Origin of the sequence: Streptomyces sp. NPDC006487, assembly GCF_042870555.1 — a bacterium.
Lineage (GTDB): Bacteria > Actinomycetota > Actinomycetes > Streptomycetales > Streptomycetaceae > Streptomyces.
On sequence record NZ_JBIAHN010000018.1, the window covers coordinates 163,013 to 188,443 of the forward strand.

At 71.9% G+C, this 25,431-nt stretch carries 18 protein-coding genes; 16 read left to right on the top strand and 2 right to left on the bottom strand.

From position 1 onward, the window contains the following. Positions 1–20 precede the first annotated feature (20 nt). From ACFYM0_RS30000 to ACFYM0_RS30030, 7 genes are all read left to right on the top strand, one after another. The gene (locus tag ACFYM0_RS30000) at positions 21–1,271 is read left to right on the top strand and encodes a spermidine/putrescine ABC transporter substrate-binding protein (RefSeq protein ID WP_388506742.1); all 1,251 of its coding nucleotides are present in this window, start codon (positions 21–23) and stop codon (positions 1,269–1,271) included. Between the two features lie 92 nt (positions 1,272–1,363). Beyond that, complete coding sequence (locus ACFYM0_RS30005) at positions 1,364–2,515, top strand: ABC transporter ATP-binding protein (RefSeq protein ID WP_388506744.1); 1,152 nt, start codon at positions 1,364–1,366, stop codon at positions 2,513–2,515. Continuing rightward, positions 2,512–3,441, top strand: a complete 930-nt coding sequence (locus tag ACFYM0_RS30010) for an ABC transporter permease (RefSeq protein WP_388506746.1) — start codon at positions 2,512–2,514, stop codon at positions 3,439–3,441. Before ACFYM0_RS30005 ends, ACFYM0_RS30010 begins: the two co-directional genes overlap by 4 nt. After that, a complete protein-coding gene (locus tag ACFYM0_RS30015) occupies positions 3,441–4,247 on the top strand; it encodes an ABC transporter permease (RefSeq protein ID WP_243337599.1) in 807 nt (268 codons plus the stop codon). The genes ACFYM0_RS30010 and ACFYM0_RS30015 overlap by 1 nt, the downstream gene beginning before the upstream one ends. Before the next feature lie 22 nt (positions 4,248–4,269). Continuing rightward, complete coding sequence (locus tag ACFYM0_RS30020) at positions 4,270–5,688, top strand: NAD(P)/FAD-dependent oxidoreductase (protein ID WP_388506748.1); 1,419 nt, start codon at positions 4,270–4,272, stop codon at positions 5,686–5,688. A gap of 182 nt (positions 5,689–5,870) precedes the next feature. After that, entirely contained in the window at positions 5,871–6,335 is a 465-nt protein-coding gene (locus ACFYM0_RS30025) for a hypothetical protein (protein ID WP_388506750.1), read from the top strand. Between the two features lie 151 nt (positions 6,336–6,486). Next, positions 6,487–8,298: a chitinase gene (locus ACFYM0_RS30030; protein ID WP_388506752.1), complete on the top strand. Its 1,812-nt coding sequence runs from the start codon at positions 6,487–6,489 to the stop codon at positions 8,296–8,298. Here ACFYM0_RS30030 and ACFYM0_RS30035 read toward each other — a convergent pair. Both ACFYM0_RS30035 and gabT read right to left on the bottom strand, forming a co-directional pair. Next, complete coding sequence (locus ACFYM0_RS30035; protein ID WP_388506754.1) at positions 8,283–8,864, bottom strand: phosphatase PAP2 family protein; 582 nt, start codon at positions 8,862–8,864, stop codon at positions 8,283–8,285. The two genes, ACFYM0_RS30030 and ACFYM0_RS30035, sit on opposite strands and share 16 nt — an antisense overlap. Before the next feature lie 453 nt (positions 8,865–9,317). Then, positions 9,318–10,652 carry a 4-aminobutyrate--2-oxoglutarate transaminase gene (gene gabT / locus ACFYM0_RS30040; RefSeq protein WP_388506756.1) on the bottom strand — a complete coding sequence of 445 codons (1,335 nt, stop codon included), beginning with the start codon at positions 10,650–10,652 and terminating at the stop codon, positions 9,318–9,320. Between the two features lie 262 nt (positions 10,653–10,914). On the opposite strand from gabT, the gene ACFYM0_RS30045 reads away from it, so the two are divergent. From ACFYM0_RS30045 to ACFYM0_RS30085, 9 genes are all read left to right on the top strand, one after another. Next, positions 10,915–13,089, top strand: a complete 2,175-nt coding sequence (locus ACFYM0_RS30045; RefSeq protein WP_388506758.1) for an ATP-binding protein — start codon at positions 10,915–10,917, stop codon at positions 13,087–13,089. A gap of 159 nt (positions 13,090–13,248) precedes the next feature. Next, positions 13,249–14,826, top strand: coding sequence for a PucR family transcriptional regulator (locus ACFYM0_RS30050; RefSeq protein ID WP_388506760.1), 1,578 nt, complete (start codon positions 13,249–13,251; stop codon positions 14,824–14,826). Positions 14,827–15,360: 534 nt separating this feature from the next. Then, the gene (locus tag ACFYM0_RS30055) at positions 15,361–16,806 is read left to right on the top strand and encodes an aldehyde dehydrogenase family protein (protein WP_327255191.1); all 1,446 of its coding nucleotides are present in this window, start codon (positions 15,361–15,363) and stop codon (positions 16,804–16,806) included. A gap of 162 nt (positions 16,807–16,968) precedes the next feature. Continuing rightward, on the top strand, positions 16,969–18,942 hold the full coding sequence (locus ACFYM0_RS30060; protein ID WP_388506762.1) for an acyl-CoA dehydrogenase family protein: 1,974 nt from the start codon (positions 16,969–16,971) through the stop codon (positions 18,940–18,942). 102 nt (positions 18,943–19,044) lie between these two features. Then, on the top strand, positions 19,045–20,361 hold the full coding sequence (locus ACFYM0_RS30065) for a hypothetical protein (protein ID WP_388506764.1): 1,317 nt from the start codon (positions 19,045–19,047) through the stop codon (positions 20,359–20,361). A 20-nt stretch (positions 20,362–20,381) separates the two neighbouring features. After that, a complete protein-coding gene (gene dxr, locus ACFYM0_RS30070; RefSeq protein WP_388506766.1) occupies positions 20,382–21,635 on the top strand; it encodes a 1-deoxy-D-xylulose-5-phosphate reductoisomerase in 1,254 nt (417 codons plus the stop codon). Next, positions 21,632–22,933 carry a M50 family metallopeptidase gene (locus ACFYM0_RS30075; protein WP_388506768.1) on the top strand — a complete coding sequence of 434 codons (1,302 nt, stop codon included), beginning with the start codon at positions 21,632–21,634 and terminating at the stop codon, positions 22,931–22,933. The genes dxr and ACFYM0_RS30075 overlap by 4 nt, the downstream gene beginning before the upstream one ends. Positions 22,934–23,130: 197 nt before the next feature. Further along, positions 23,131–24,288 carry a flavodoxin-dependent (E)-4-hydroxy-3-methylbut-2-enyl-diphosphate synthase gene (ispG, locus tag ACFYM0_RS30080; RefSeq protein WP_243337575.1) on the top strand — a complete coding sequence of 386 codons (1,158 nt, stop codon included), beginning with the start codon at positions 23,131–23,133 and terminating at the stop codon, positions 24,286–24,288. A gap of 291 nt (positions 24,289–24,579) precedes the next feature. Beyond that, complete coding sequence (locus ACFYM0_RS30085; RefSeq protein ID WP_388506770.1) at positions 24,580–25,425, top strand: GNAT family N-acetyltransferase; 846 nt, start codon at positions 24,580–24,582, stop codon at positions 25,423–25,425. Positions 25,426–25,431 lie beyond the last annotated feature (6 nt).

A 25,431-nucleotide genomic window follows, 5' to 3' on the forward strand; every position in this document is an offset into this window, starting at 1 on the left:
ATCCCGAAAGGGCACCTCCCATGGAGCAGTTCGAGCCCGACCGCCTCTCGGCGGCGCAACTCGCCGCTATGCGGCGCAGCCTCACCACCGGGCGCGGCGCCCTCACCCGCCGCTCCGTGCTGCGCGCCTCCGGAGTCGGAGCGCTCACCCTCGGCGGCCTGTCCGCGCTCGCCGGCTGCGGCATCCCGCCGGCCAAGCGCGCGGAGGGCACCGCTGCGGCCTCCGACGACCATTCGGCGCAGGAGAAGGAGATCAGCTTCTCCAACTGGACCGAGTACATGGACACCAGCGAGGACGAGAAGTCCCGTCCCACGCTGGAGGAGTTCACCAAGCGGACCGGCATCAAGGTCAAGTACACCGAGGACATCAACGACAACGTCGAGTTCTTCGGCAAGATCAAGCCCCAGCTCGCGGCCGGCCAGGACACCGGCCGCGACCTGATCGTCGTCACCGACTGGCTCGCTTCGCGGATCATCCGGCTCGGCTGGGCCCAGAAGCTGGACCCCTCCCACCTCCCGCACGCCTACGCCAACCTGATCCCGCAGTTCCGCAGCCCCGACTGGGACCCGGGCCGCGCGTACAGCTACCCCTGGACCGGCATCAACACCGTCATCGCCTACAACACCAAGGCGACCGGCGGGAAGAAGGTCGACTCCGTCACGCAGATGCTCGACGACCCCTCCCTCAAGGGCCGCGTCGGCTTCCTCACCGAGATGCGCGACAGCGTCGGCATGACCCTCCTCGACCAGGGCAAGGACCCGGCGAACTTCACCGACGCCGACTACGACGCGGCGATCGGCCGGCTCCAGAAGGGCGTGGACAAGAAGCAGATCCGCCGCTTCACGGGCAACGACTACACGGCGGACCTCGACAAGGGCGACCTCGCAGCCTGCCTGGCCTGGGCCGGCGACGTCATCCAGCTCCAGGCCGGCAACCCGGACATCCAGTACGCGATCCCGGCGCCCGGCTACATCACCTCCAGCGACAACCTGCTGGTCCCCGTGAAGGCCCGGCACAAGGCCAACGCCGAGCGGCTCATCGACTACTACTACGAGCCTGCGGTCGCCGCCCAGCTCGCCGCGTACATCAGCTACGTCTGCCCCGTCGAGGGCGTCAAGGACGAGCTGGCCAAGATCGACCCGGAGCTCGCGGACAACGTCCTGATCGTCCCCGACAAGGCGATGGCCGCCAAGTCGCACGCCTTCCGCTCCCTCACCAGCGAGGAAGAGACGGCGTACGAGGAGAAGTTCGCCAAGCTCATCGGAGCCTGACGGGTCCCGCCGCGTCCCACCGATCGCGCCGGAACCGGACCCCCGTACCGGCACCTGCCCCTTCCACGACACACCACCGAAGGCCCAGGCCCATGACTGACAAGACCGAAGGCGGCGACGTCCGCCTCGCCGGGATCAGCAAGCACTACGGATCCTTCACCGCCGTGCACCCGCTGGATCTCACCATCCCCCAGGGCTCCTTCTTCGCCCTGCTCGGCGCCTCGGGCTGCGGGAAGACCACCACCCTGCGCATGATCGCCGGCCTGGAGGAGCCCTCCACCGGCACCGTCAGCCTGGGCGAGCGCGAGGTCACGCACCTGCCGCCGTACAAGCGCCCGGTCAACACCGTCTTCCAGAGCTACGCCCTGTTCCCGCACCTCGACGTCTCGGAGAACATCGCCTTCGGGCTGCGCCGCCGCGGCATCAAGTCGGTCAAGAAGCAGGTCGACGACATGCTGGACCTCGTCCAGCTCGGCCAGTTCGCCCTGCGCAAGCCCCACCAGCTCTCCGGCGGCCAGCAGCAGCGCGTCGCCGTCGCCCGCGCGCTCATCAACCACCCGCAGGTGCTGCTCCTCGACGAGCCGCTCGGCGCCCTCGACCTCAAACTGCGCCGCCAGATGCAGCTGGAGCTGAAGCGCATCCAGACCGAGGTCGGCATCACCTTCGTGCACGTCACGCACGACCAGGAGGAGGCCATGACCATGGCCGACACGGTCGCCGTGATGAACGGCGGCCGCGTCGAGCAGCTCGGCGCCCCCGCCGAGCTCTACGAGAACCCGAAGACGACCTTCGTGGCGAACTTCCTCGGCACCTCCAACCTCATCGAGGCCGAGGTCCTGGAAGCCGGCGCGTCCGACGTCGTGGTCTCCTCGGCCGGCACGAAGCTGCGCGTCCCGGCGTCGCGATGTTCGACCACACCCCGCGCCGGCGGCAAGCTGCTGGTCGGGGTGCGCCCGGAGAAGATCTCCCTGGTCCACGCGGACGCCGAGAACACCATCGAGACCGGCCGCAACAAGGTCGCCGGCAAGATCGCGGCCTCCTCCTTCATCGGGGTCTCCACCCAGTTCGTCATCGACAGCCCGGTCTGCCCGGAGCTGGAGGTGTACGTACAGAACATCGAGCGCGACGCCCGCCTCGTCCCCGGCGCCGACGTGATACTGCACTGGAACCCGGACCACACCTTCGGGCTGGACGCGGCCCAGGACATCGACGCCGGCATCGAGACGGTCGAGGAGAGCGCGTGACCGCCCCCGCGACCCTGCCCGAGGTCGCCGTTTACGCCGAGCCCCCGGTGCACAAGCCGTCCCTGAAGAAGCGCCTGGTCCCGTACTGGCTGCTGCTCCCGGGCATCCTGTGGCTGCTCGTCTTCTTCGTGCTGCCGATGGTCTACCAGGCCTCGACCTCGGTGCAGACCGGCTCCCTCGAAGAGGGCTTCAAGGTCACCTGGCACTTCCAGACGTACTGGGACGCCTTCACCGAGTACTACCCGCAGTTCCTGCGCTCCCTGCTCTACGCCGGCACCGCCACCGCGCTGTGCCTGCTGCTGGGCTACCCGCTGGCCTACCTGATCGCCTTCAAGGCGGGCCGCTGGCGCAACCTGCTCCTGGTGCTGGTCATCGCCCCGTTCTTCACCAGCTTCCTGATCCGCACCCTCGCCTGGAAGACGATCCTGGCCGACGGCGGCCCGGTGGTCGGCGTCCTCAACTCGGTCGGCTTCCTGGACGTCACCAGCTGGCTCGGCATGACCGAGGGCGACCGTGTCCTCGCCACGCCGCTCGCGGTCGTCTGCGGTCTGACGTACAACTTCCTCCCCTTCATGATCCTTCCGCTCTACACCTCGCTGGAGCGCATCGACACCCGCCTCCACGAGGCGGCCGGGGACCTGTACGCCCGCCCCGCCACGGTCTTCCGCAAGGTGACCTTCCCGCTGTCCATGCCGGGCGTGGTCTCCGGGACCCTGCTCACCTTCATCCCGGCGAGCGGCGACTACGTCAACGCCGAACTGCTCGGCTCCACGGACACCCGCATGATCGGCAACGTCATCCAGTCGCAGTACCTGCGCATCCTCGACTATCCGACGGCGGCCGCGCTGTCCTTCATCCTCATGGCCATCGTGCTCGTCATGGTCACCATCTACATCCGCCGAGCGGGGACGGAGGACCTGGTCTGATGAAGAGCGCCACCACCTGGCTGCGCCGCAATCTCGTCGTGATCGCGGGGCTCGGCACGCTCGCGTACCTGATCCTGCCGAACGTCGTCGTCACGGTCTTCTCCTTCAACAACCCCACCGGGCGGTTCAACTACGCCTGGCAGGAGTTCTCCCTCGACGCGTGGAAGGACCCCTGCGGGGTCGCCGACATGTGCGGGTCCCTGTCCCTGTCGCTGCAGATCGCCCTGTGGGCCACCATCGGCGCGACGGTGCTGGGCACCGCGATCGCCTTCGCGATGGTCCGCTACCGCTTCCGCGGGCGCGGCGCGGTCAATTCGCTGATCTTCCTGCCGATGGCCATGCCCGAGATCGTGATGGCGGCCTCGCTGCTCGCGCTCTTCCTCAACATGGGCATCCAGCTCGGCTTCTGGACGATCCTGATCGCCCACGTCATGTTCTGCCTCAGCTTCGTCGTCGCCGCCGTCAAGGCCCGGGTGCTCTCCATGGACCCCCGCCTGGAGGAAGCGGCCCGCGATCTCTACGCCGGACCCGTGCAGACCTTCCTGCGCGTCACCCTGCCGATCGCGGCCCCCGGTATCGCGGCGGGTGCGCTGCTCTCCTTCGCACTCTCCTTCGACGACTTCATCATCACCAACTTCAACTCGGGCAACACCGTCACCTTCCCCATGTTCGTGTGGGGATCGGCCCAGCGCGGTACGCCTGTACAGATCAACGTCATCGGAACCGCGATGTTCGTGATCGCGGTCCTGGTGGTGCTGGCCGGCCAGATGGTCGCCAACCGCCGCAAGAAAGCACAGCCCAAGTAACACCTGTAGGGAGTTGGAAGACATGGCCCCAGACGCCATGCGCACCGCTGCACGATCTCTTTCCGAAGCGAAGCCGGTCTCGTACTGGCTGGACGACCCCGGCAAGCCCGCCGCCGAGCCCGCCCTCACCGGGGACGAGCACTGCGACCTGCTCGTCATCGGCGGCGGCTACAGCGGCCTGTGGACCGCACTGCTCGCCAAGGAGCGCGACCCCGCCCGGGACGTCGTACTGATCGAGGGCCACGAGGCGGGCTGGGCCGCCTCGGGCCGCAACGGCGGCTTCTGCGCCGCCTCCCTCACCCACGGCCTCGCCAACGGGATGGCCCGCTGGCCGGACGAGCTCGCCAAGCTGGAGGACCTCGGAGCGCAGAACCTCGACGCCATCGAGGAGGCGGTCGCCCGCTACGGCATCGACTGCGACTTCGAGCGCAGCGGCGAGATCGACGTGGCCACCGAGCCGCACCAGGTCGCGGAGCTCCGCGAGTTCCACGCGGAGGCCGAGCGGCTCGGCCTCGCCGGCCGGTCCGAATGGCTGGATGCGGACGCCGTACGGGCCGAGGTCGACTCCCCGACCTTCCTCGGCGGGATCTGGGACCGCGACGGCGTCGCCATGCTCAACCCGGCGAAGCTCGCCTGGGGCCTGAAGCGGGCCTGCCTGGAGCTGGGCGTGCGGATCTACGAGAACACGCGCGGGCTGGACCTGACCGGCTCGGGGGAGGGGATGGCGGTGCGGACCCCGTACGGGCGGATCTTCGCCCGCCGGGTCGCGCTGGGCACCAACATCTTCCCGTCGCTGGTCAAGCGGGTGCGCCCGCTGACCGTCCCGGTCTACGACTACGCGCTGATGACCGAGCAGCTCTCCGAGGAGCAGCTCGCCTCGATCGGCTGGAAGAACCGGCAGGGACTCGGCGACAGCGCCAACCAGTTCCACTACTTCCGGATCACCCCCGACCGGCGGATCCTGTGGGGCGGCTACGACGCCATCTACCCGTACGGCGGCAAGCTCGACGCCGAGCACGACCACCGACCCGAGACGTACCTCAAGCTCGCCGAGCACTTCTTCACCTGCTTCCCGCAGCTGGAAGGGGTGAAATTCAGCCACGCTTGGGGCGGGGCGATCGACACCTGCTCGCGCTTCTCGGCCTTCTTCGGCACCGCGCACGCGGGCAAGGTGGCCTACGCGGCCGGCTACACCGGGCTGGGTGTCGGGGCCACCCGCTTCGGCGCCGACGTGATGCTCGACCTCCTCTCAGGGGAGAAGACCGAGCGCACCGAGCTGGAGATGGTCCGCACCAAGCCGATGCCCTTCCCGCCCGAGCCCTTCGCCTGGACCGGCATCACGATGACGAAGTGGTCGCTGGCCCGGGCGGACCGGATGGGCGGACACCGCAACCTGTGGCTGAAGACGCTGGACCGCTTCGGTCTCGGCTTCGACAGCTGAGGCCCGCCACCCCGGTGTGCTGATCGGGTAAGCGACCTCCGCGCGCCCCGGGCGTACGTCGCCTCCGGCGATGTGACCTGCTTCACTACCATGGAGTAACGAAACCCGCGTCATACCTGCGCCCGGCCCCGCTCTCTCCTGTGAGAACGCTTCACCTCATCACAGAGAGCGGAGGCCGGGCGATGACGATCCCGGGCGAGAAAACGGCAGTGGAATGGCTGGTCTCGGTGGCGCCCGATCCGGACGCCTGCCGGCGGGAGTGGGAGCGCAACCCCCTCGGGGTCGCCCTGCTGCCCGCCGGCCGCCGGTGGGACGTGCTGATCCTGCCGGGGGAGCTGGGGCACACCACCCTCGAGGTACTGCACGCGCTGCTGGAACGGCCCGGCCCGGTGCTCGCCGATTTCGGCGACTCCAGGCTGGGCTTCTTCGTGCCCGCGGGCACGGCGTCCCGGTGGGTCGGGACGGGCGTACGGGGAGCCGGCCGGGGGACCTGGATCGTGGTCCCGTATCCCGGCCGTGCCACGGGCGGGGTCCGCTGGCTCGTGGTCCCGGACGGGCAGGGCACGCTCACCGATCCGGCGGTACTGGAGCTCGCGATGCACGAGGCGGCAGCGCGCGCCGTGGGGCGGGGAGGCGGGAAGTCTTGACAAGAACATTGGTCTGGACCATCTTGGGCGCCGCTGCGCCTTCCCCCACCGCTTCCCCGTGCGCGGCCAGGCTCCATCCCCCCACGTACCGGAGGCAGTTGTGCGCCCCACCCGTCCTGCTCGCCCCACCCGCGCCGCCAGACCCACCGTCATGCGCTCCGTGCTGTCCCTCCTTACCGCCGCCGCCCTCGCGGCGGCCGGCCTCCTCGCCGCCGGGCAGCCCGCCGCGGCCGCCGATGCCGACCTCATCCGCAACGGCGGCTTCGAAGCCGGCCTCGCCGGCTGGAGCTGCTCGGCCGGCAGCGGAGCCGTCGTCAGCACCCCGGTCCACGGCGGCACTTCGGCCCTCAAGGGCACCCCGGCCGGGCAGGACAACGCCCGCTGCTCCCAGACCGTCACCGTCAAGCCCGACTCCGCGTACACCCTGAGCGCCTGGGTGCAGGGTGCGTACGTCTACCTCGGCGCGACCGGCACCGGGACCACGGACCCGCAGACCTGGACGCAGACACCGGGTGCCTGGAAGCAGCTGAGCACGAGCTTCCGTACCGGCGCGAGCACCACCTCGGTGACCGTGTACACGCAGGGCTGGTACGGCCAGCCGCCGCAGTTCACCGACGACGTGACCCTCGTCGGCCCCGACCCCGGCGGCTCCGGACCCGGTGACCCGCAGGTCCCGGCGGCCCCCGCCGGGCTCACCGCGTCGGCCTCCTCCGCCACCACGGTCGGCCTCTCCTGGGCGGCCGCGACCGGGGCCACCTCGTACAAGGTCTACCGGGACGGCGCGAACCCGACCACCGTCAGCGGCACTTCGGCGACGGTCACCGGCCTCACCGCCTCCACGACCTACTCCTTCCAGGTCAGCGCGGTGAACGCGGCCGGCGAATCCCCCAGGAGCGCGGCCGTCCCCGTGACCACGCCCGGCGGCGGCAATCCCGGCAACCCGGGCCTGCCCGCCCACGCCCTGGTCGGCTACCTGCACGCCAGCTTCGCCAACGGCTCCGGCTACGTCCGGATGGCCGACGTACCCGCCTCGTGGGACGTCATCAACCTGGCCTTCGGGGAACCCACCTCGGTCACCTCCGGCGACATCCGCTTCCAGCTCTGCCCCGTCAGCGAGTGCCCCACCGTCGAATCGGCCGCGGAGTTCAAGGCGGCCATCAAGGCCAAGCAGGCCGCGGGCAAGAAGGTGCTGATCTCCATCGGCGGCCAGAACGGCCAGGTCCAGCTGGGCACCACGGCGGCCCGCGACACCTTCGTCTCCTCGGTCGGCAAGATCATCGACGAGTACGGGCTCAACGGCCTCGACATCGACTTCGAGGGCCACTCCCTCTCCCTCGCCACGGGCGACACCGACTTCCGCGCCCCCACCACCCCGGTGATCGTCAACCTGATCTCGGCCGTGAAGACCCTGAAGGCCAAGTACGGCCCGGACTTCATCCTGACGATGGCCCCCGAGACCTTCTTCGTCCAGCTCGGCTACCAGTACTACGGATCCGGCCCCTGGGGCGGCCAGGACCCGCGCGCCGGCGCCTACCTCCCCGTCATCCACGCCCTGCGCGACGACCTCACCCTGCTCCACGTCCAGGACTACAACTCGGGCTCGATCATGGGCCTCGACAACCAGTACCACTCCATGGGCGGGGCCGACTTCCACATCGCCATGACGGACATGCTGCTCACCGGCTTCCCGGTGGCCGGCAACACCGCCCGCGTCTTCCCGCCGCTGCGCGCGGACCAGGTCGCCATCGGCCTGCCGGCCACGACCAACGCGGGCAACGGCCACACCTCCCCGGCGGAGGTCAACAAGGCGCTGGACTGCCTGACCAAGAAGACGAACTGTGGCCCGTACCAGACCCACGGCACCTGGCCCGCCCTGCGCGGCCTCATGACCTGGTCGATCAACTGGGACCGCTTCGGCAGCTGGGAGTTCTCGAAGAACTTCGACGCCTACTTCGGCGGCTGACCCTCGGACGCGTGACCGTCGGACGCGGCAGGGCCGGGGCGCGCACGCCCCGGCCCTGCCGTGCGTCCCCGCCTCGCCGCGCTTCGCACCGCGAGCAGCAGCGGCGTGCACATCAGGAGGCTGGCCAGGACGTCCAGGGGCCAGTGGTAGCCGCGCAGGATCAGCCCCGTCGCCGTCAGGGCGGTGAGGGCGGCCGCGAGGGGGAGGGGCCAGCGGCCCCGGGCGTACGGGCGCACGAGCAGGGCCGCGCCCGCGTACGCCACGTACGCGGTGGCCGTGTGGCCCGAGGGGTAGTAGCCGGAGGCCCAGGGCTCCAGGGGGCCCGGACGGCCGGTCCACTCCTTCAACGGGACGATCAGGGCCGGCACCAGGGCCATGGCCAGCGCCGCGGCCGCCGCGCCCCGGCGGTTGCCGCGCCGGACGGCGTAGAGGACCGCGAGGAGCAGGACGGGAACCGCGACCGGGACGTTGCCGAGGTCGGAGAGGCGCTGGGTGACCGCGTCGGGGACCGTGCGCACCAGCAAGCGGCTGAGGGCGGCGTCCGGGACCAGCAGGGGCCCGGACACGAGGACCTGCCAGGTGGTCAGGGCGAAGAGCGCTACGCAGAGTGCGGAGATCGCGTAGGCCGCCGAGGTCCCGGAGATCCCGGAACGGAGAGTGGCCGGCCGCCCCGGAACAGGGGGGGTGGTTCCGGGGCGGCCGCCCGGATCGGGTTGCCGGGCGCCCCGGGGGGTTTGGGGCGTGCGGCCGTCCGATCGCTGAGGAGTGTGCGCGAACGCATGCCCAGTGCGGCGCTGGGGAAGCCCGGTACTGGTGTCGCCCCCGGTTTCCCGGAAGCGGGGTGTCTCACTCATCTGCAGAAACCGTACGGCAGCGGAAGGGGGACCGACAGCAGGAAAACGTTCCCGCCATCGGCCCCCCACACCTTCTTCACAGCGCCCGACCGTTACCCGCGGTAGTGAACGCTTGGTGATCGAGGATTGCGTCCCCGCGTTCTACCGCCTGTGTCAGACGTTCGATCAGAGGGTCGCGAACGCGGCCTCGATGACGTCCAGGCCCTCGTTCAGCAGGTCCTCGCCGATGACCAGCGGCGGCAGGAAGCGGAGCACGTTGCCGTAGGTGCCGCAGGTGAGGACCAGCACGCCCTCGGCGTGGCAGGCCTTGGCGAGCGCGCCGGCCGCCTCCGGGTTCGGGGTCTTGGACTCGGGGTCCTTGACGAGCTCGATCGCGATCATGGCGCCGCGGCCGCGGATGTCGCCGACGATGTCGTACTTCTCCTGGATGGCCGTCAGACGGGCCTTCATGATGGACTCGATCTTCTTCGCCGCGGCGTTGAGGTCGAGCTCCTTCATGGTCTCGATGGAGCCGAGGGCGCCGGCGCAGGCCACCGGGTTGCCGCCGTAGGTGCCGCCCAGGCCGCCGCCGTGCACGGAGTCCATCATCTCGGCGCGGCCGGTCACCGCGGCGAGCGGCAGACCGCCCGCGATGCCCTTGGCGGTGGTGATGAGGTCGGGGACGATGCCCTCGTCCTCGCACGCGAACCACTGACCGGTGCGGCAGAAGCCGGACTGGATCTCGTCGGCGACGAAGACGATGCCGTTGTCGTTGGCGAACTTCACGATCGCCGGGAGGAAGCCCTTGGCCGGCTCGATGAAGCCGCCCTCGCCGAGGACCGGCTCGATGATGATCGCGGCGACGTTCTCGGCGCCGATCTGCTTGACGATGTTGTCGATCGCCTGGGCGGCGGCCTCGGGGCCGCAGTTCTCGGCGCCGGTCGGCCAGCGGTAGCCGTAGGCGACCGGGACGCGGTAGACCTCGGGGGCGAACGGGCCGAAGCCCTGCTTGTACGGCATGTTCTTCGAGGTCAGGGCCATCGTGAGGTTCGTACGGCCGTGGTAGCCGTGGTCGAAGACGACGACGGCCTGGCGCTTGGTGTACGAACGGGCGATCTTGACGGCGTTCTCGACGGCCTCGGCGCCGGAGTTGAACAGTGCCGACTTCTTGGCGTGGTCACCCGGGGTGAGCTCGGCGAGGGCCTCGCAGACCTCCACGTAGCCCTCGTAGGGGGTGACCATGAAACAGGTGTGGGTGAAGTCGGCGAGCTGCGCGGCGGCGCGGCGCACGACGGCCTCGGCGGAGGCGCCGACCGAGGTCACGGCGATGCCGGAGCCGAAGTCGATCATGCGGTTGCCGTCGACGTCCTCGATGATGCCGCCGCCCGCGCGGGCCGTGAAGACGGGGAGCACGGAGCCCACGCCACCGGCCACCGTCGACAGACGGCGGGCCTGCAGCTCCTGCGACTTGGGGCCGGGGATCGCGGTGACGATGCGGCGCTCCTGCGGGACAGCGGTCATAGGGGGCTCCTGGGGGGTGTTTTCGGACGCACTTGTGTCTTTGTCCGCAGGCTAGGCCCGGGAGGCGTGGTCCTGCATGCTCCGTTCGGGAGTGGTGCCCGCGTGTCCTTGTCCGTGACGGCCATAGGAAGGAATCCGCGGCATGTCTTGTGGATCATGACCGGGTACGGGCCGCGGGGCGGCGGCGGCCACTAGATTGAGCGCGCGGCGCGGTGCAGGGCGGCGCAGGGCAGTGCGGTAACGGGCAGGGGGCAGGGGTTACATGGACACCGACGGCACGCAGGGCGGGGAGCGGCGGACGCCGTTCGCGGCCGGGCACGTCCCGCGCCCGGCCGGCCCCCCGGGCACCCAGGGCCTCCCGCCGAAGCCCGCCCACGCCCCGGCCCCGGGAACGGCCACCGGGGCGGCGGCGGGCCCGGCGGCGCAACCGGTGGCAGGCGCTGTGGCAGGCCCCACCCTCGCCGACTGGCTGCGCGTCCCGCGCCCGGACGCCGGCCCCGGCGTCTGGTCGTACGGGCACGTCCCCCGTGCCGCGCAGGAGCCCGAGGTCACCCCGACCCGCCAGCTGGTCAGCGGGGCGCTCATCTCCCTGCTGGCCGGACTGCTGCTGTGGTCCCTCCTCTGGAACGGCTACCTAGGCGGCTTCTGGCTCTGGCCGCTCTACATGTTCACCCCCGACTCCTGGGCGGGGACGCTCCCCGCCGTCGTCGCCTCCTACATCTGGTACGCCATCGTCGCGGCGACCCTCACCATCGGATTCGGCCGGCTCGGCCGCTGGCCCGAGCTGGCCCGCCGGATCCTCGGCGGCCGCGCCGCCGCGCGGACCCAGGCCCCGCCGCCGCGGCCGGTGGAACCGGGCGGCCCCGACGACCCCGCGGCCTGGACCGAGGTGCGGGCGGCCGGGCTGCTGGAGGCGGCCGACCGGCTGGGGGCGGAGGTGCGGGCCGGGCGGATGAACGACGTGGACCACGTGCGGATCCGGCGTGCCTGGCAGACCGTACGGGCCGACCCCTCGCGGACGCGGGCCTTCGCCGACGCCGTACGGGACAAGGGGGCCGGGGCCTGCGTCCACCCGTCGGGGGCGCGCGATCTGCCCGTCCGCGCCGCCCGGCACGATCTGCTCGCCCGGCAGGTGCTGCTCGGCACCGTCCAGGACGGCGAGCGCAACCCGTACGCCCGCCGCGGCAGCGGCCTCGCCCTCGACCCCACGGTCCTCGGCACCTCACTGCTCGCCATCGGCCCCTCCGGCGCCGGCAAGACCTCCCGCCTGGTCCGCCCCGTCGTGGAGTCGCTGGCCCTGCAGGCGCTGGCCGGCCAGGCCGCCGTCGTCGTGGTCGCCTCCGCCGGAACCGCCCTCGGACCCGACGCGGGCTACGACGTCGTCGTCCGCGTCGGCGACCCCGACTCCGTCTACGACCTGGACCTCTACGGCGGCGCCACCGACCCCGACGAGGCCGCCATGCTCCTCGCGGAGGGGTTCGTGGGCGACCTGCCGGGAATCGACGTACGCCGCGCCGCCACCGCACTCGCCCAGCTCCTCGGACCGTTCCGGGCCGCGTACGGCCGCTTCCCCGCCGTGCCCGAGCTGCGGGAGCTCGTCGACCGCGTGCCCATGGCCCTCGCCGCCCTGCGCGAGGCCCTGGAGGCCGCCGGGCAGCAGCGCATGCTCCGCGAGCTCGACGCGCGCGAACGCCAGCACGGCGCCCCCGCCGATCCGGGCCCGGCCCTCGCTGACCGGATCGCACTGCTGGACCGGCCCGCCTTCGCGGGGTTCTTCGACACCACCGGCGCCGGGCGGCCGTTCTCCCTGCGGGCCCTGGAACACCCGCTGCGGGTCCGCGTGGACCTTCCCGAGCGCGGGCACGCCGACGCCTCCCGGATGCTGGCCCGGCTGCTGCTCGCCCAGTTCAACGCCTCAGCCGCGGCCCGTACCGACCGCACGCTCTTCGCGCTCCTCGCCTTCGACGACGCCTCCCACACGCTCACCCCGGAAGCCGTACGCGGCATCCAGCGGCTCCGCTCGGCCAACGCGGGCGTCCTGCTCACGCTGCGCACCCTGGACGACGTGCCGGAGGCCCTGCGCACCCCGCTGCTCGGGGCCGTGGGCTGCCGGATGGCCTTCTCCGGGGTCACCACCTGGGACGGCAAGCGGTTCGCCGAGACCTGGGGCACCGAATGGGTGGAGACCCGCGACGTCACCCACCGGACGGTCTTCGCCGACCAGCCGCTCACCCGGGCCATCCACGCCTTCCGGAAGCTGGTCTCCGGCAAAGCGGTGACCACCGACGCCGTGACCGTGCGCCAGGTGGAGCGGGAACGCTGGTCGGCCTCCGACCTGGCGCACGTGGTGCCCCCCGGCCACGCCGTGCTCTCCCTGACCTCCGTCCGCGGCGAGCGGGCCGCCCCGCTGCTGGTGCGGCTCGGGGGACAGGGCTGAGCGGGGATGCGACCGGAGGGAGCGAACCCGTACGGGGTGGCAGAATCAAGGGAGCCGTTCGTACGACACGGCGAAATCCGCGGTGGTGGTCCACGGCGAGAATCCTCCGTCGGCACCTCGCCGCCGAACCCCTCCTCTCCCTAAGGCGCCCCGGTACCCATGCCGCTCACCCTCGCCTCGCTCGTCCAGCACTCGGCGCTCAAACTCAGCGTCCGGGCCGGGGAGGGCCGTCTCGACACCCCCGTGCGCTGGGCCCACGTCAGTGAGCTCGCCGACCCCGTCCCGTACATGGAGGGCGGTGAGCTCCTCCTCATCACCGCGATGAAGCTGGACGCGGACGACCCCGAGGAAATGCGGCGCTACGTCCGCAGGCTCGCGGCGGCCGGGGTCGTCGGCATCGGCTTCGCCGTCGGCGTGAACTACGACGCCGTGCCCGAGGCGCTCGTGGAAGCCGCCACCGCCGAGGACCTGCCGCTGCTGGAGGTGCCCCGGCGCACCCCGTTCCTCGCCATCAGCAAGGCGGTCTCCGCGGCACTCGCCGCCGACCAGTACCGGGCCGTGACCGCGGGCTTCGAGGCGCAGCGCGAGCTGACCCGGGCCGCGCTGTCCGCCGACGGGCCCGCCGAACTGCTGACGAAGCTGGCGGCGCACGTGCACGGCTGGGCCGCGCTCTACGACACCTCGGGCGCCGTCGTCGCGGCCGCACCCGACTGGGCCGCGCGCCGGGCCGCCCGGCTCACCCCCGACGTGGAACGGCTGCGGGAGCGGCCGGCGCCGGCCAGCGCCGTGGTCGGCGGCTCCGAGGACCGCGTCGAACTCCAGTCGCTGGGCACGGGGCGGCGGGCCCGCGGAGCCCTCGCGGTCGGCACCGGGGCCCCGCTCGGCACGGCGGAGCGGTACGCCGTCCACTCCGCGGTGGCCCTGCTGACCCTCACCACGGAACGCTCCCGCTCCCTGCACGACGCGGAGTCCCGGCTCGGCGCCGCCGTACTGCGCATGCTCCTCGCCGGCCAGGCGGAGCACGCCCAGGCCGTGGCCGGGGACCTGTACGGGGCCCTGCTCGACGCACCGTTCCGGATCCTCGTGGCGGAACCCGCGCTGGCCGGCACGGCGCAGCCGGAGGGCCTGGCGCTGCTGGCCGACGCCGTGGAATCGGCGGCGGCGCGCACGGGGGAGAGCCTGCTGGTGGTGCCGGAGCCCGGCCGGCTCGTGGTCCTGGCGGCCGACGGGGGCTCGGCGGTCCAGGCGTGCGCGGAACACGCGGAGGCCCTGGAATCCCGGCGCGGCCGGGAAGCGGCCGAACCGGAGCCGGACGAGCTGGTCCTCGGCCTGTCCGCGCCCGCGGTGGCCTCCGGCGTGGCGGCGGCCTTCAAACAGGCCGACCAGGCCCTGGCCGTGGCCCGGCGGCGCGGCCGCCCCATGGTCGAACACGAGGACCTGGCGGCGGGCTCGGTGCTCCCGCTGCTCGCCGACGACGCGGTACGGGCCTTCGCGGACGGCACGCTGCGGGCGCTGCGCGAGCACGACGAGAAGGGGCGGGGAGACCTGGTGGCCTCCCTCCAGGCCTGGCTGTCCCGCCACGGCCAGTGGGACGCGGCCGCCGTCGACCTGGGCGTCCACCGCCACACCCTGCGCTACCGCATGCGGCGGGTGGAGGAGATCCTCGGCCGCTCCCTGGACGACCCGGACGTCCGCATGGAGCTCTGGCTCGCCCTGAAGGCGACCACACCTTCTTGACGCGCTCCTCGCACCGCTGCGCGGGCTTCGTCGCGCTGCGCCGGACTCCGTCCGGCGGCGGCTGGGCGGGGTGCCCGCCACTGCCGTCCCGGCCTGGGGTGCGTGGGCGGGTGGGGCTGGGTCGGCCCTGCGGGGCTGTCCCCTACCCGCCCTTCGCCCGTACCCCGGGCTCTGCCCGGACCCGGTCCTCAAACGCCGGACGGGCTGAAAAGATCGGCATCGCCGGCGTGTGAGGCGCGGGGTCCGGGGCACAGCCCCGGGGAACGGGCGAAGGGCGGGTAGGGGACTTCGGCCCGAGTGGCGGGGCCCCGCGTGGCGCAGCCGAGCCCGCCCGCCCCGCCCAGCAGTGCGGCCGGCTGCCCCGTACGAGCCCCCGGCGGGGCCCCGCACGGGCTGCGGGCGCCCCGACACTGACAAAGCGGCGCGCCGCGCCACGCACGTACTCCACCCCGGACAAACGCCGAAACCCCGGCGGAGTCCTACGGTGGAGGGGACAAGGACCCACCGCACACACTCCGAAGGGCCGGGATCAGCATGACTTCCACCCACGCCTTCTGGCTCGCCGGCCGCCAGGCCACGGGCGACGACAGCTTCGACGTCCACTCCCCGTGGGACGGCCGCCTCGTCGGCACCGTGAGCGTCCCGACCGACGCCCAGGTCGAAGAGGCCGTGGCCGCCGCCTACGCCGTGACGGCGGAGTTCTCCGCGACCCCGGCCCACGTACGCGCAGAGGCCCTGGCCCACGTCGCCCGCCGGCTCGCCGAGCGCACCGAGGAGATCGCGCTGCTGATCTCCGCCGAGAACGGCAAGCCGATCAAGTGGGCCCGCGGTGAGGTCGGCCGTGCGGTGTCCGTGTTCCGCTTCGCTTCCGAAGAGGCCCGCCGCTTCAACGGCGGAGAGGCCCAGCGCCTGGACACCGACGCCGGCGGCGTCGGCCGTCTGGCCCTGACCCGCCGCTTCGTCAAGGGTCCGGTCCTCGGCATCGCGCCCTTCAACTTCCCGCTGAACCTGTGCGCCCACAAGGTGGCCCCCGCCATCGCCGTCGGCGCGCCGATCATCCTGAAGCCGGCCCCGGCCACCCCGCTCTCCGGTCTGATCCTCGGCGAGCTGCTCGCCGAGACCGACCTGCCGGCCGGTTCCTGGTCCGTGCTCCCCGTCGCCAACGACAAGATGCCGGAGCTGGTCAAGGACGAGCGCCTGCCCGTCATCTCCTTCACCGGTTCCGACAAGGTCGGCTACGCCATCCAGCAGGCCGTGCCCCACAAGCACTGCACCCTGGAGCTCGGCGGCAACGCCGCGGCCGTGGTCCTGGAGGACTGGTCCTCGGAGGCCGACCTCGACTGGGCCGCGACCCGCATCGCGACCTTCTCGAACTACCAGGCCGGCCAGTCCTGCATCGGCGTGCAGCGCGTGATCGCGGACGCGACGGTCTACGACCGCCTCGTCGAGAAGGTCGTCGCCAAGGTCCGCGAGCAGGTCACCGGCGACCCGAACGACTCCGCCACCGACGTCGGCCCCCTCGTCTCCGAGGACGCCGCCAAGCGGGTCGAGTCCTGGGTCGACGAGGCCGTGGCCGCCGGAGCCAAGCTGCTCACGGGCGGCAAGCGCGAGGGTGCCTCGTACGAGCCCACCGTCGTCGCGGAGGTGCCCGCGGGCGTCACCCTGGCCACCGAGGAGGTCTTCGGACCGGTCCTCACGCTGCGCCGGGTCGAGAACACCGACGAGGCCTTCGCCGCCGTCAACGACTCGAAGTTCGGTCTGCAGGCCGGCGTCTTCACGCGGAACATCCAGACCGCGTTCCGCGCCCACCGCGAGCTGGAGGTCGGCGGCGTGATCGTCGGCGACGTCCCGTCCTACCGCGCCGACCAGATGCCGTACGGCGGCGTCAAGCAGTCCGGCGTGGGCCGCGAGGGCGTGCGCTACGCGATGGACGACTACACCTACGAGCGGGTCCTGGTCCTCAGCGGCCTCGACATCTGACCCCACTCGTACGGCCACCAAGCCGACGGCCGGAGCCTACTGTGCGGGGGCTCCGGCCGTCCCCCTTTTACCGCCGCTTCCCCGCCGCCCGAAACGGGTACGACTCACTGGTAGCACCCACCGGTAAGCACCCCCTCTCTCGGCGGCGAGGTGAGCCCCCTCATGTCCGCAACACAGCCCGGCGACAGCGAGACCCAGCCCGAACGGCCCGTACGGCCCAAGGTGACCGAGCGCGAGGCACGGCAGGTCGCGGAAGCGGCCCGGGAACAGAACTGGCAGCGGCCGAGCTTCGCCAAGGAGCTGTTCCTCGGACGGTTCCGGCTCGACCTGATCCACCCCCACCCGCTCCCCGCCGACGAGGACGTCCGGCGCGGAGAGGCCTTCCTGGCCCGGCTGCGGGAGTTCTGCGAGACCTCCGTCGACGGGGCGCGCATCGAGCGCGAGGCGAAGATCCCCGACGAGACGGTGCGCGGGCTCAAGGAGCTCGGCGCGCTGGGCATGAAGATCGACCCGAAGTACGGGGGCCTCGGTCTCACCCAGGTGTACTACAACAAGGCGCTCGCCCTCGTCGGCTCCGTCAGCCCGGCCATCGGCGCCCTGCTCTCCGCCCACCAGTCGATCGGCGTACCCCAGCCGCTGAAGATGTTCGGCACGCAGGAGCAGAAGGACGCCTACCTGCCGCGCTGCGCGACCACCGCGATCAGCGCCTTCCTCCTCACCGAGCCGGACGTCGGCTCCGACCCGGCACGCCTGGCCACCACGGCGGTCCCGGACGGGGAGGACGCGTACGTCCTGGACGGCGTGAAGCTCTGGACCACCAACGGAGTCGTCGCCGACCTGCTCTTCGTCATGGCGCGGGTCCCCAGGAGCGAGAACCACCGCGGCGGGATCACGGCCTTCGTCGTCGAGGCCGACTCGCCGGGCATCACCGTCGAGCACCGCAACGCCTTCATGGGCCTGCGCGGCCTGGAGAACGGCGTCACCCGCTTCCACCGGGTCAGGGTCCCCGCGGCCCAGCGCATCGGCGCCGAGGGAGCCGGGCTGAAGATCGCGCTGACCACGCTGAACACCGGCCGGCTGTCGCTGCCCGCGATGTGCGTGGGCGCGGGGAAGTGGTGCCTGAAGATCGCCCGCGAGTGGTCGGGCGTACGCGAGCAGTGGGGACGGCCGGTCGGCCTGCACGAGGCCGTCGGCGCCAAGATCTCCTTCATCGCGGCCACCACCTTCGCCCTGGAGGCCGTGGTCGACCTCGCCTCCCAGATGGCCGACGAGGACCGCAACGACATCCGCATCGAGGCCGCCCTCGCCAAGCTCTACGGCTCCGAGATGGCCTGCCTGATCGCCGACGAGCTGGTCCAGATCCGCGGCGGGCGCGGCTTCGAGACCGCCGAGTCCCTCGCCGCCCGCGGCGAGCGGGCCGTCCCGGCCGAGCAGATGCTCCGCGACCTGCGCATCAACCGGATCTTCGAGGGATCCACCGAGATCATGCACCTGCTGATCGCCCGCGAGGCCGTGGACGCCCACCTGTCGGTGGCCGGCGACCTCATCGACCCGGAGAAGGCACTGGGCGACAAGGCGAAGGCGGGCGCCCGCGCCGCGGGGTTCTACGCCCGCTGGCTCCCCAAACTGACCACCGGGCCCGGCCAGGTCCCCGGCACCTACCGGGCCTTCCACCCGAACGGCCACCCCGACCTCGCCACCCATCTGCGCTACGTCGAGCGCGGATCGCGCAAACTCGCCCGCTCGACCTTCTACGCCATGTCCCGCTGGCAGGGCCGGATGGAGACCAAGCAGGGGTTCCTCGGCCGGATCGTCGACATCGGCGCCGAGCTCTTCGCGATGAGCGCGGCCTGCGTGCGCGCCGAGCACCTGCGGGCCTCCGCAGAGCACGGCCGCGAGGCCTACCAGCTGGCCGACGCCTTCTGCCGGCAGTCCCGGCTCCGCGTGGAGGAGCTCTTCGGGCGGCTCTGGGACAACACCGACGACCTGGACCGCAAGGTCGTCGCCGGGGTCCTGAACGGCACCTACACCTGGCTGGAGGAGGGAGTGCTCGACCCCTCCGGCGACGGCCCGTGGATCGCCGACGCCACCCCCGGCCCCTCCACCCGCGAAAACGTCCACCGGCCGCTGCGCTGACCTGAAATCATCGCCGGACATCGGACAGATGTACGAGGATGAGTACGGGACCGGTACGGGTACTGGTACGCGTACGAGCACAGCGCGAGGCGGACGAGAACGATGCCCACGGCCGAGGAAGACCGCGCCAGCCGACGGCTGGCCTGGTGCGTGGCGCACGTCCTGCGCCACGCACCGGACCACGTCGTCACCGACATGATCGGCCGGCTCGACGAGCCCGCCTTCAAGTACCTGTGCCGGGACGAATGGCTGGCGGCCTCGACCGTCACCCTGCTGCTCCGCCACGGAAACGAGGCCGCCCGCAGCTACGTCGCCCGCAACCCCCGCGTCGTGGGCCGGCCGCTGCCCGGCCTGCCCGGGCCCGCCCGGTACGCCCGCCGCCGGACCCCGCCGGAGCTCCTCCCGGTGCTCCGCGCCGAGCTCGGCCGCGACCCCGAGGAGGACCCGCTCACCGCGGCCGAGCTCATCGGCCTGCTGCGCCGCCACGGCCGCCGGCCGCGGGTCGCGCTGGACATCCTGGCGCTCCGCCACGACCCGGACCCGGAGCCGCTGCTCGCGGAACACCTCCGCCTGCCCCTGCCGGCCGGCTCCGTCGAAGCCCTGCTGCTCGTGGCGGACCTGTCCCGGGACGCCGTCCACGGGCTGCTCGCCACCGCGGCGCCGGAGATGCGCTTCTGGTACCGGCCCGCCGTCCGCGCCGTGCGGATGGGCCGGGTCACGCACGAGGAGCTCGTCGCCCACGTGGCCCCCGCGCACCGCACCCTGCTCCTCACCGACCTGTCCGGGGCCCGCGGCCTGCGCTGGACCCTGCCCGAGCGGACCGGGATGCGCACGGCCGCCGCCCGTGCCCTGCGCCCCCTGCGCGACGACCCCCGGCTCTGGGCGGAGCTGCTGCGCCACGCCCCCGCCTTCCCGGGCACCCTGCCGGTCCTGGTCGCACGGATCGTGCGCGGCACCCTGCCGGAGCCCGCCGGGGGACCAGCCGTTCCCGGGCTCGCGGAGGCGGTGCGCTCCGTGGCGCCCGGGTCCGCCGAGCCCGTCGCGGGCGTGGACCGCGAACTGGCCCTGGCGAGCCTGGCCGTGCCCATGGAGTCCGTCCAGGAGGACATCCGGTGGGTGCGCGACTGCCTCGCCCGCGGGCTGCTCACCGGCGAGGACGTGATCCGGCACAAGGCGCCCGCCTGCTGGGCCCTGGACGAGGACCACTGGCTGGGAGAGGTGGACCACCCCGACCGCCACGAACCGTCCGCCCCGGTGGTCGCCGCGCGGTCCGAGGCCGACCGGCTGTTCGCGCTGGCCCTGGGCTCCGACCCGGACGCCTGGTGGCGGGTGGCCAGCACCCTGCCGGACTTCGCCGGGACGCTCCCGCACCTTCTCCTTCGGGTCACGGATGGGGGCTCAGTGTCCGGACGCCCCTGAGTTGCGGCAACAATGGGTCCATGAGCGACCGCCCATCCCCCCTCGCCGATCCGCACCTCCTCTTCGACCCCGCGGCCGGCCGTAGGGACATCGTCATCCTCGGCTCCACCGGGTCCATCGGGACCCAGGCCATCGACCTCGCCCTGCGCAACCCGGACCGGTTCCGGGTCACGGCCCTGTCCGCCGCCGGCGGCCGGGTCGCGCTGCTGGCCGAGCAGGCCCGGCTGCTGCGCGTGAAGACGGTGGCCGTCGCGCGCGAAGACGTCGTACCGGCCCTCAAGGAGGCGCTGGACGCCGAGTACGGCGCCGGTGAACCGCTGCCCGAGATCCTCGCCGGACCGGAGGCGGCGACCGAGCTGGCCGCCTCCGAGTGCCACACCGTGCTCAACGGCATCACCGGTTCCATCGGCCTCGCGCCCACACTCGCCGCGCTGAAGGCCGGGCGGACGCTGGCCCTCGCCAACAAGGAGTCGCTGATCGTCGGCGGCCCGCTGGTGAAGGCCCTGGCGAAGCCCGGCCAGATCATCCCGGTCGACTCCGAGCACGCGGCGCTCTTCCAGGCCCTCGCCGCGGGCACCCGCGCCGAGGTGCGCAAGCTCGTGGTGACCGCCTCCGGCGGGCCCTTCCGCGGGCGCACCCGAGCCGAGCTGGCCTCGGTCACGGTGCAGGACGCACTGGCCCACCCGACCTGGGCGATGGGACCGGTGATCACCGTCAACTCGGCGACCCTGGTCAACAAGGGGCTGGAGGTCATCGAGGCGCACCTGCTCTACGACATCCCCTTCGAGCGGATCGAGGTCGTGGTCCACCCGCAGTCCTACGTGCACTCCATGGTGGAGTTCACGGACGGCTCCACGCTGGCTCAGGCCACCCCGCCGGACATGCGCGGCCCGATCGCGATCGGTCTCGGCTGGCCCCAGCGGGTCCCGGACGCGTCCACCGCCTTCGACTGGACCAAGGCGTCCACCTGGGAGTTCTTCCCGCTGGACACCGAGGCCTTCCCCGCGGTGGGCCTGGCCCGGCACGTCGGCGCCCTGGGCGGTACCGCGCCCGCCGTTTTCAATGCGGCGAACGAGGAGTGCGTAGAGGCGTTCCTGGCCGGTCGGCTCCCGTTCACAGCAATCATGGATACGGTCTCTGCCGTGGTCGACGAGCACGGAACCCCTGCCGGGGGAACTTCCCTCACGGTCGCGGACGTCCTTGAAGCGGAGACCTGGGCCAGGGCCCGGGCACAGGAGATGGCGGCACGGGCCGCAGTGGAGGCGCGCGCATGACCATACTGCTCACCTTGATCGGCGTGCTCGTCTTCGCGGTCGGGCTGCTCTTCTCGATCGCCTGGCACGAGCTCGGCCACCTCTCCACGGCCAAGCTCTTCGGCATCCGCGTGCCCCAGTACATGGTCGGCTTCGGCCGGACCATCTGGTCGCGCAAGAAGGGCGACACCGAGTACGGGCTCAAAGCCATCCCGATGGGCGGGTACATCCGCATGATCGGGATGTTCCCGCCGGGCGAGGACGGCAAGGTCACCGTCCGCTCCACGTCGCCGTTCCGCACGATGATCGAGGACGCGCGCTCGGCGGCGTACGAGGAGCTGCAGCCGGGCGACGAATCGCGGCTCTTCTACACGCGCAAGCCGTGGAAGCGCGTGATCGTGATGTTCGCGGGACCGTTCATGAACCTGGTCCTGGCGATGGCGATCTTCTTCGGCGTGTGGATGACCTTCGGTGTGCCGCAGACGACCACCCAGGTCCAGACCGTCACCGACTGTGTGATCAAGCAGAGCGAGAACCGCGACAAATGCGGGGCCGGCGACCCGGCCGCCCCGGGCAAGGCCGCCGGCCTGCTCGTCGGCGACAAGATCGTGGCCTTCCAGGGCAAGCCGGTCGAGGACTGGGCCACCCTCCAGAAGAACATCCGCGACACCATCGGGCCCGTCACCCTCACCGTCCTGCGCGACGGGCAGAAGGTGACCCTGCACGCGAGCCTCGTGGAGAACCGCGTGGGCAAGAGCGACGGTCACGGCGGCTACGTCAAGGGCGAGTACGTCTCGGCCGGCTACCTCGGCGTCGGCCCGAAGTCCGTGATCGCCCCGCTCACCTTCGCCCAGTCCGCGGACCGGGTCGGGGAGGTCGTCGAGAGCAGCCTGCAGGGCCTGGCCCAGCTCCCGGGCAAGATCCCGGCCCTGTGGAACTCGGTCTTCAACGGCGCCGAGCGGGAGCCAGACTCCCCGATGGGCATCATCGGCGCGGCCCGGATCAACGCGGAGGTCGCGAACCTGGACATTCCGAGCGAGCAGCGGATGTCGATCATGCTGAACGTCCTGGGCATGTTCAACCTCTCGCTCTTCCTGTTCAACATGCTGCCCCTGCTGCCGCTGGACGGCGGGCACATCGCGGGCGCCCTGTGGGAGTCGGTGCGGCGGGCCTTCGCCCGGGTCTTCCGGCGTGCCGACCCGGGCCCCTTCGACGTGGCGAGGCTGATGCCCGCCGCGTACGTGGTGGCCGGGGTCTTCCTCTGCTTCACCTTGCTGGTGCTGGCCGCGGACGTGGTCAACCCCATTAAAATCACCTGATCGAAAGATCGGCGGATCGTCGTACGGGATACCCGTACAGCATGGGGACCGGAGCCGGGCACGCATCGTGCCCGGCTCCCTACGTTCGGGTGGCACACCCCCTGCGATGCGTGGGAGACGTGCCGGTTGGCGTAATCTCGGACCCTGGGGCCCGCCGATCCCGGCACCTATATCCACACCTTGGGGTTGCACAGCAGATGACTGCCATCTCTCTCGGAATGCCGGCCGTGCCGACGAAGCTCGCCGACCGCAGGGTCAGCCGCAAGATCCAGGTCGGCTCGGTGGCCGTCGGCGGCGACGCCCAAATCTCCGTGCAGTCGATGACCACCACCAGGACCTCCGACATCGGGGCCACGCTCCAGCAGATCGCCGAGCTGACCGCTTCCGGCTGTGACATCGTCCGCGTGGCATGCCCGACGCAGGACGATGCCGACGCGCTCGCCGTGATCGCGAAGAAGTCGAACATCCCGGTCATCGCGGACATCCATTTCCAGCCGAAGTACGTGTTCGCCGCGATCGACGCCGGCTGCGCCGCCGTCCGCGTGAACCCGGGCAACATCAAGCAGTTCGACGACAAGGTGAAGGAGATCGCGCGCGCCGCCAAGGACGCCGGTACCCCCATCCGGATCGGCGTCAACGCCGGCTCGCTCGACGCGCGTCTGCTGAAGAAGTACGGCAAGGCCACGCCCGAGGCGCTGGTCGAGTCCGCGCTGTGGGAGGCCTCCCTCTTCGAGGAGCACGGCTTCAGCGACATCAAGATCTCGGTCAAGCACAACGACCCGGTGGTCATGGTCAACGCCTACCGCCAGCTGGCCGCCCAGTGCACCTACCCGCTGCACCTCGGCGTCACCGAGGCAGGCCCGGCGTTCCAGGGCACGATCAAGTCCGCCGTCGCCTTCGGCGCGCTGCTCTCCGAGGGCATCGGCGACACGATCCGCGTCTCCCTGTCGGCCCCGCCGGTGGAGGAGATCAAGGTCGGCATCCAGATCCTGGAGTCGCTGAACCTCAAGCCGCGCCGCCTGGAGATCGTCTCCTGCCCGTCCTGCGGGCGTGCGCAGGTGGACGTCTACAAGCTGGCCGAGGAGGTCACGGCGGGCCTGGAGGGCATGGAGGTCCCGCTGCGCGTCGCCGTCATGGGCTGCGTCGTCAACGGCCCCGGCGAGGCCCGTGAGGCCGACCTGGGCGTCGCCTCCGGCAACGGCAAGGGCCAGATCTTCGTCAAGGGCGAGGTCATCAAGACCGTCCCCGAGTCGAAGATCGTCGAGACCCTCATCGAAGAGGCGATGAAGATCGCCGAGCAGATGGAGAAGGACGGCGTCATGTCGGGCGAGCCGACGGTCGCCATCGGCGTGTAGCTCCCCGCGGGGAGCCGCGCGGCTCCGCAGCAGGAACGGTGACGGGCCCGGGACCGCAGGTGCGGTACCGGGCCCGTCGGCGTGCGGGCCCCTGGCGTGCCGTGCGGGCCCCCGGGCTGCGTGCGGGCCCCTGGCGTGCCGTGCGGGCCCCGCTCGGACCTCCCTCGGCCTCCCGGTGGTCGGCACCGGCCCGGGGAGGGGCCCGGGAAGCCCTCCGAGGGGCCTCGGGGGCATCTCGGAGCCGGTCCGGGTACAGTGCGGAGATCAGCAGACTTGCATGGTGAGGCCCCAGTGTTGACGCAGACCACCACCCGGGTCCTTGAGCCCAGTGATCTTGACGCCGCGCTCGACATCCTCGGCCGCGAGCCGGTCGAGAACGCCTTCGTCACCTCCCGGGTCCAGATCGCCGGGCTCGACCCGTGGCGTCTGGGCGGCGAGATGTGGGGCTGGTACGCCGACGGCGAGCTCCGCTCCCTCTGCTACGCCGGTGCCAACCTGGTGCCCGTCTGCGCCGAACCCGACGCGGTACGGGCCTTCGCCGACCGCGCCCGGCGCACCGGCCGCCGCTGCTCCTCCATCGTCGGCCCCGCCGCGGCCACCGGGCTGCTCTGGCAGCTCCTGGAGCCGAGCTGGGGTCCGGCCCGCGACGTCCGCTCCCGCCAGCCGCTGATGGTCATGGAACAGCCGTCCACCACGGTGACCGCGGACCCCGGGGTCCGCCGGATCCGCAAGGACGAGATGGACCTGATCATGCCCGCCTGCGTGGCCATGTTCACCGAGGAGGTCGGCATCTCCCCGATGACCGGCGACGGCGGCCTGCTCTACCAGGCCCGGGTCGCCGAGCTGGTCGCCAGTGGCCGTTCCTTCGCCCGCGTCCAGGACGGCAAGGTCGTCTTCAAGGCCGAGATCGGCGCCGCGACCTCCCGCGCCTGCCAGATCCAGGGCGTCTGGGTGGCCCCCGAGTTCCGCGGCCGCGGGCACTCGGAGACCGGGATGGCAGCCGTCGTCGCGTACGCGCTCCGGGACGTGGCCCCCGTGGTCAGCCTGTACGTCAACGACTTCAACACCGCCGCGCGCGCCTCCTACCACCGGGTCGGCTTCCGCGAGGTCGGCGCGTTCATGAGCGTGCTGTTCTGAGCGCAT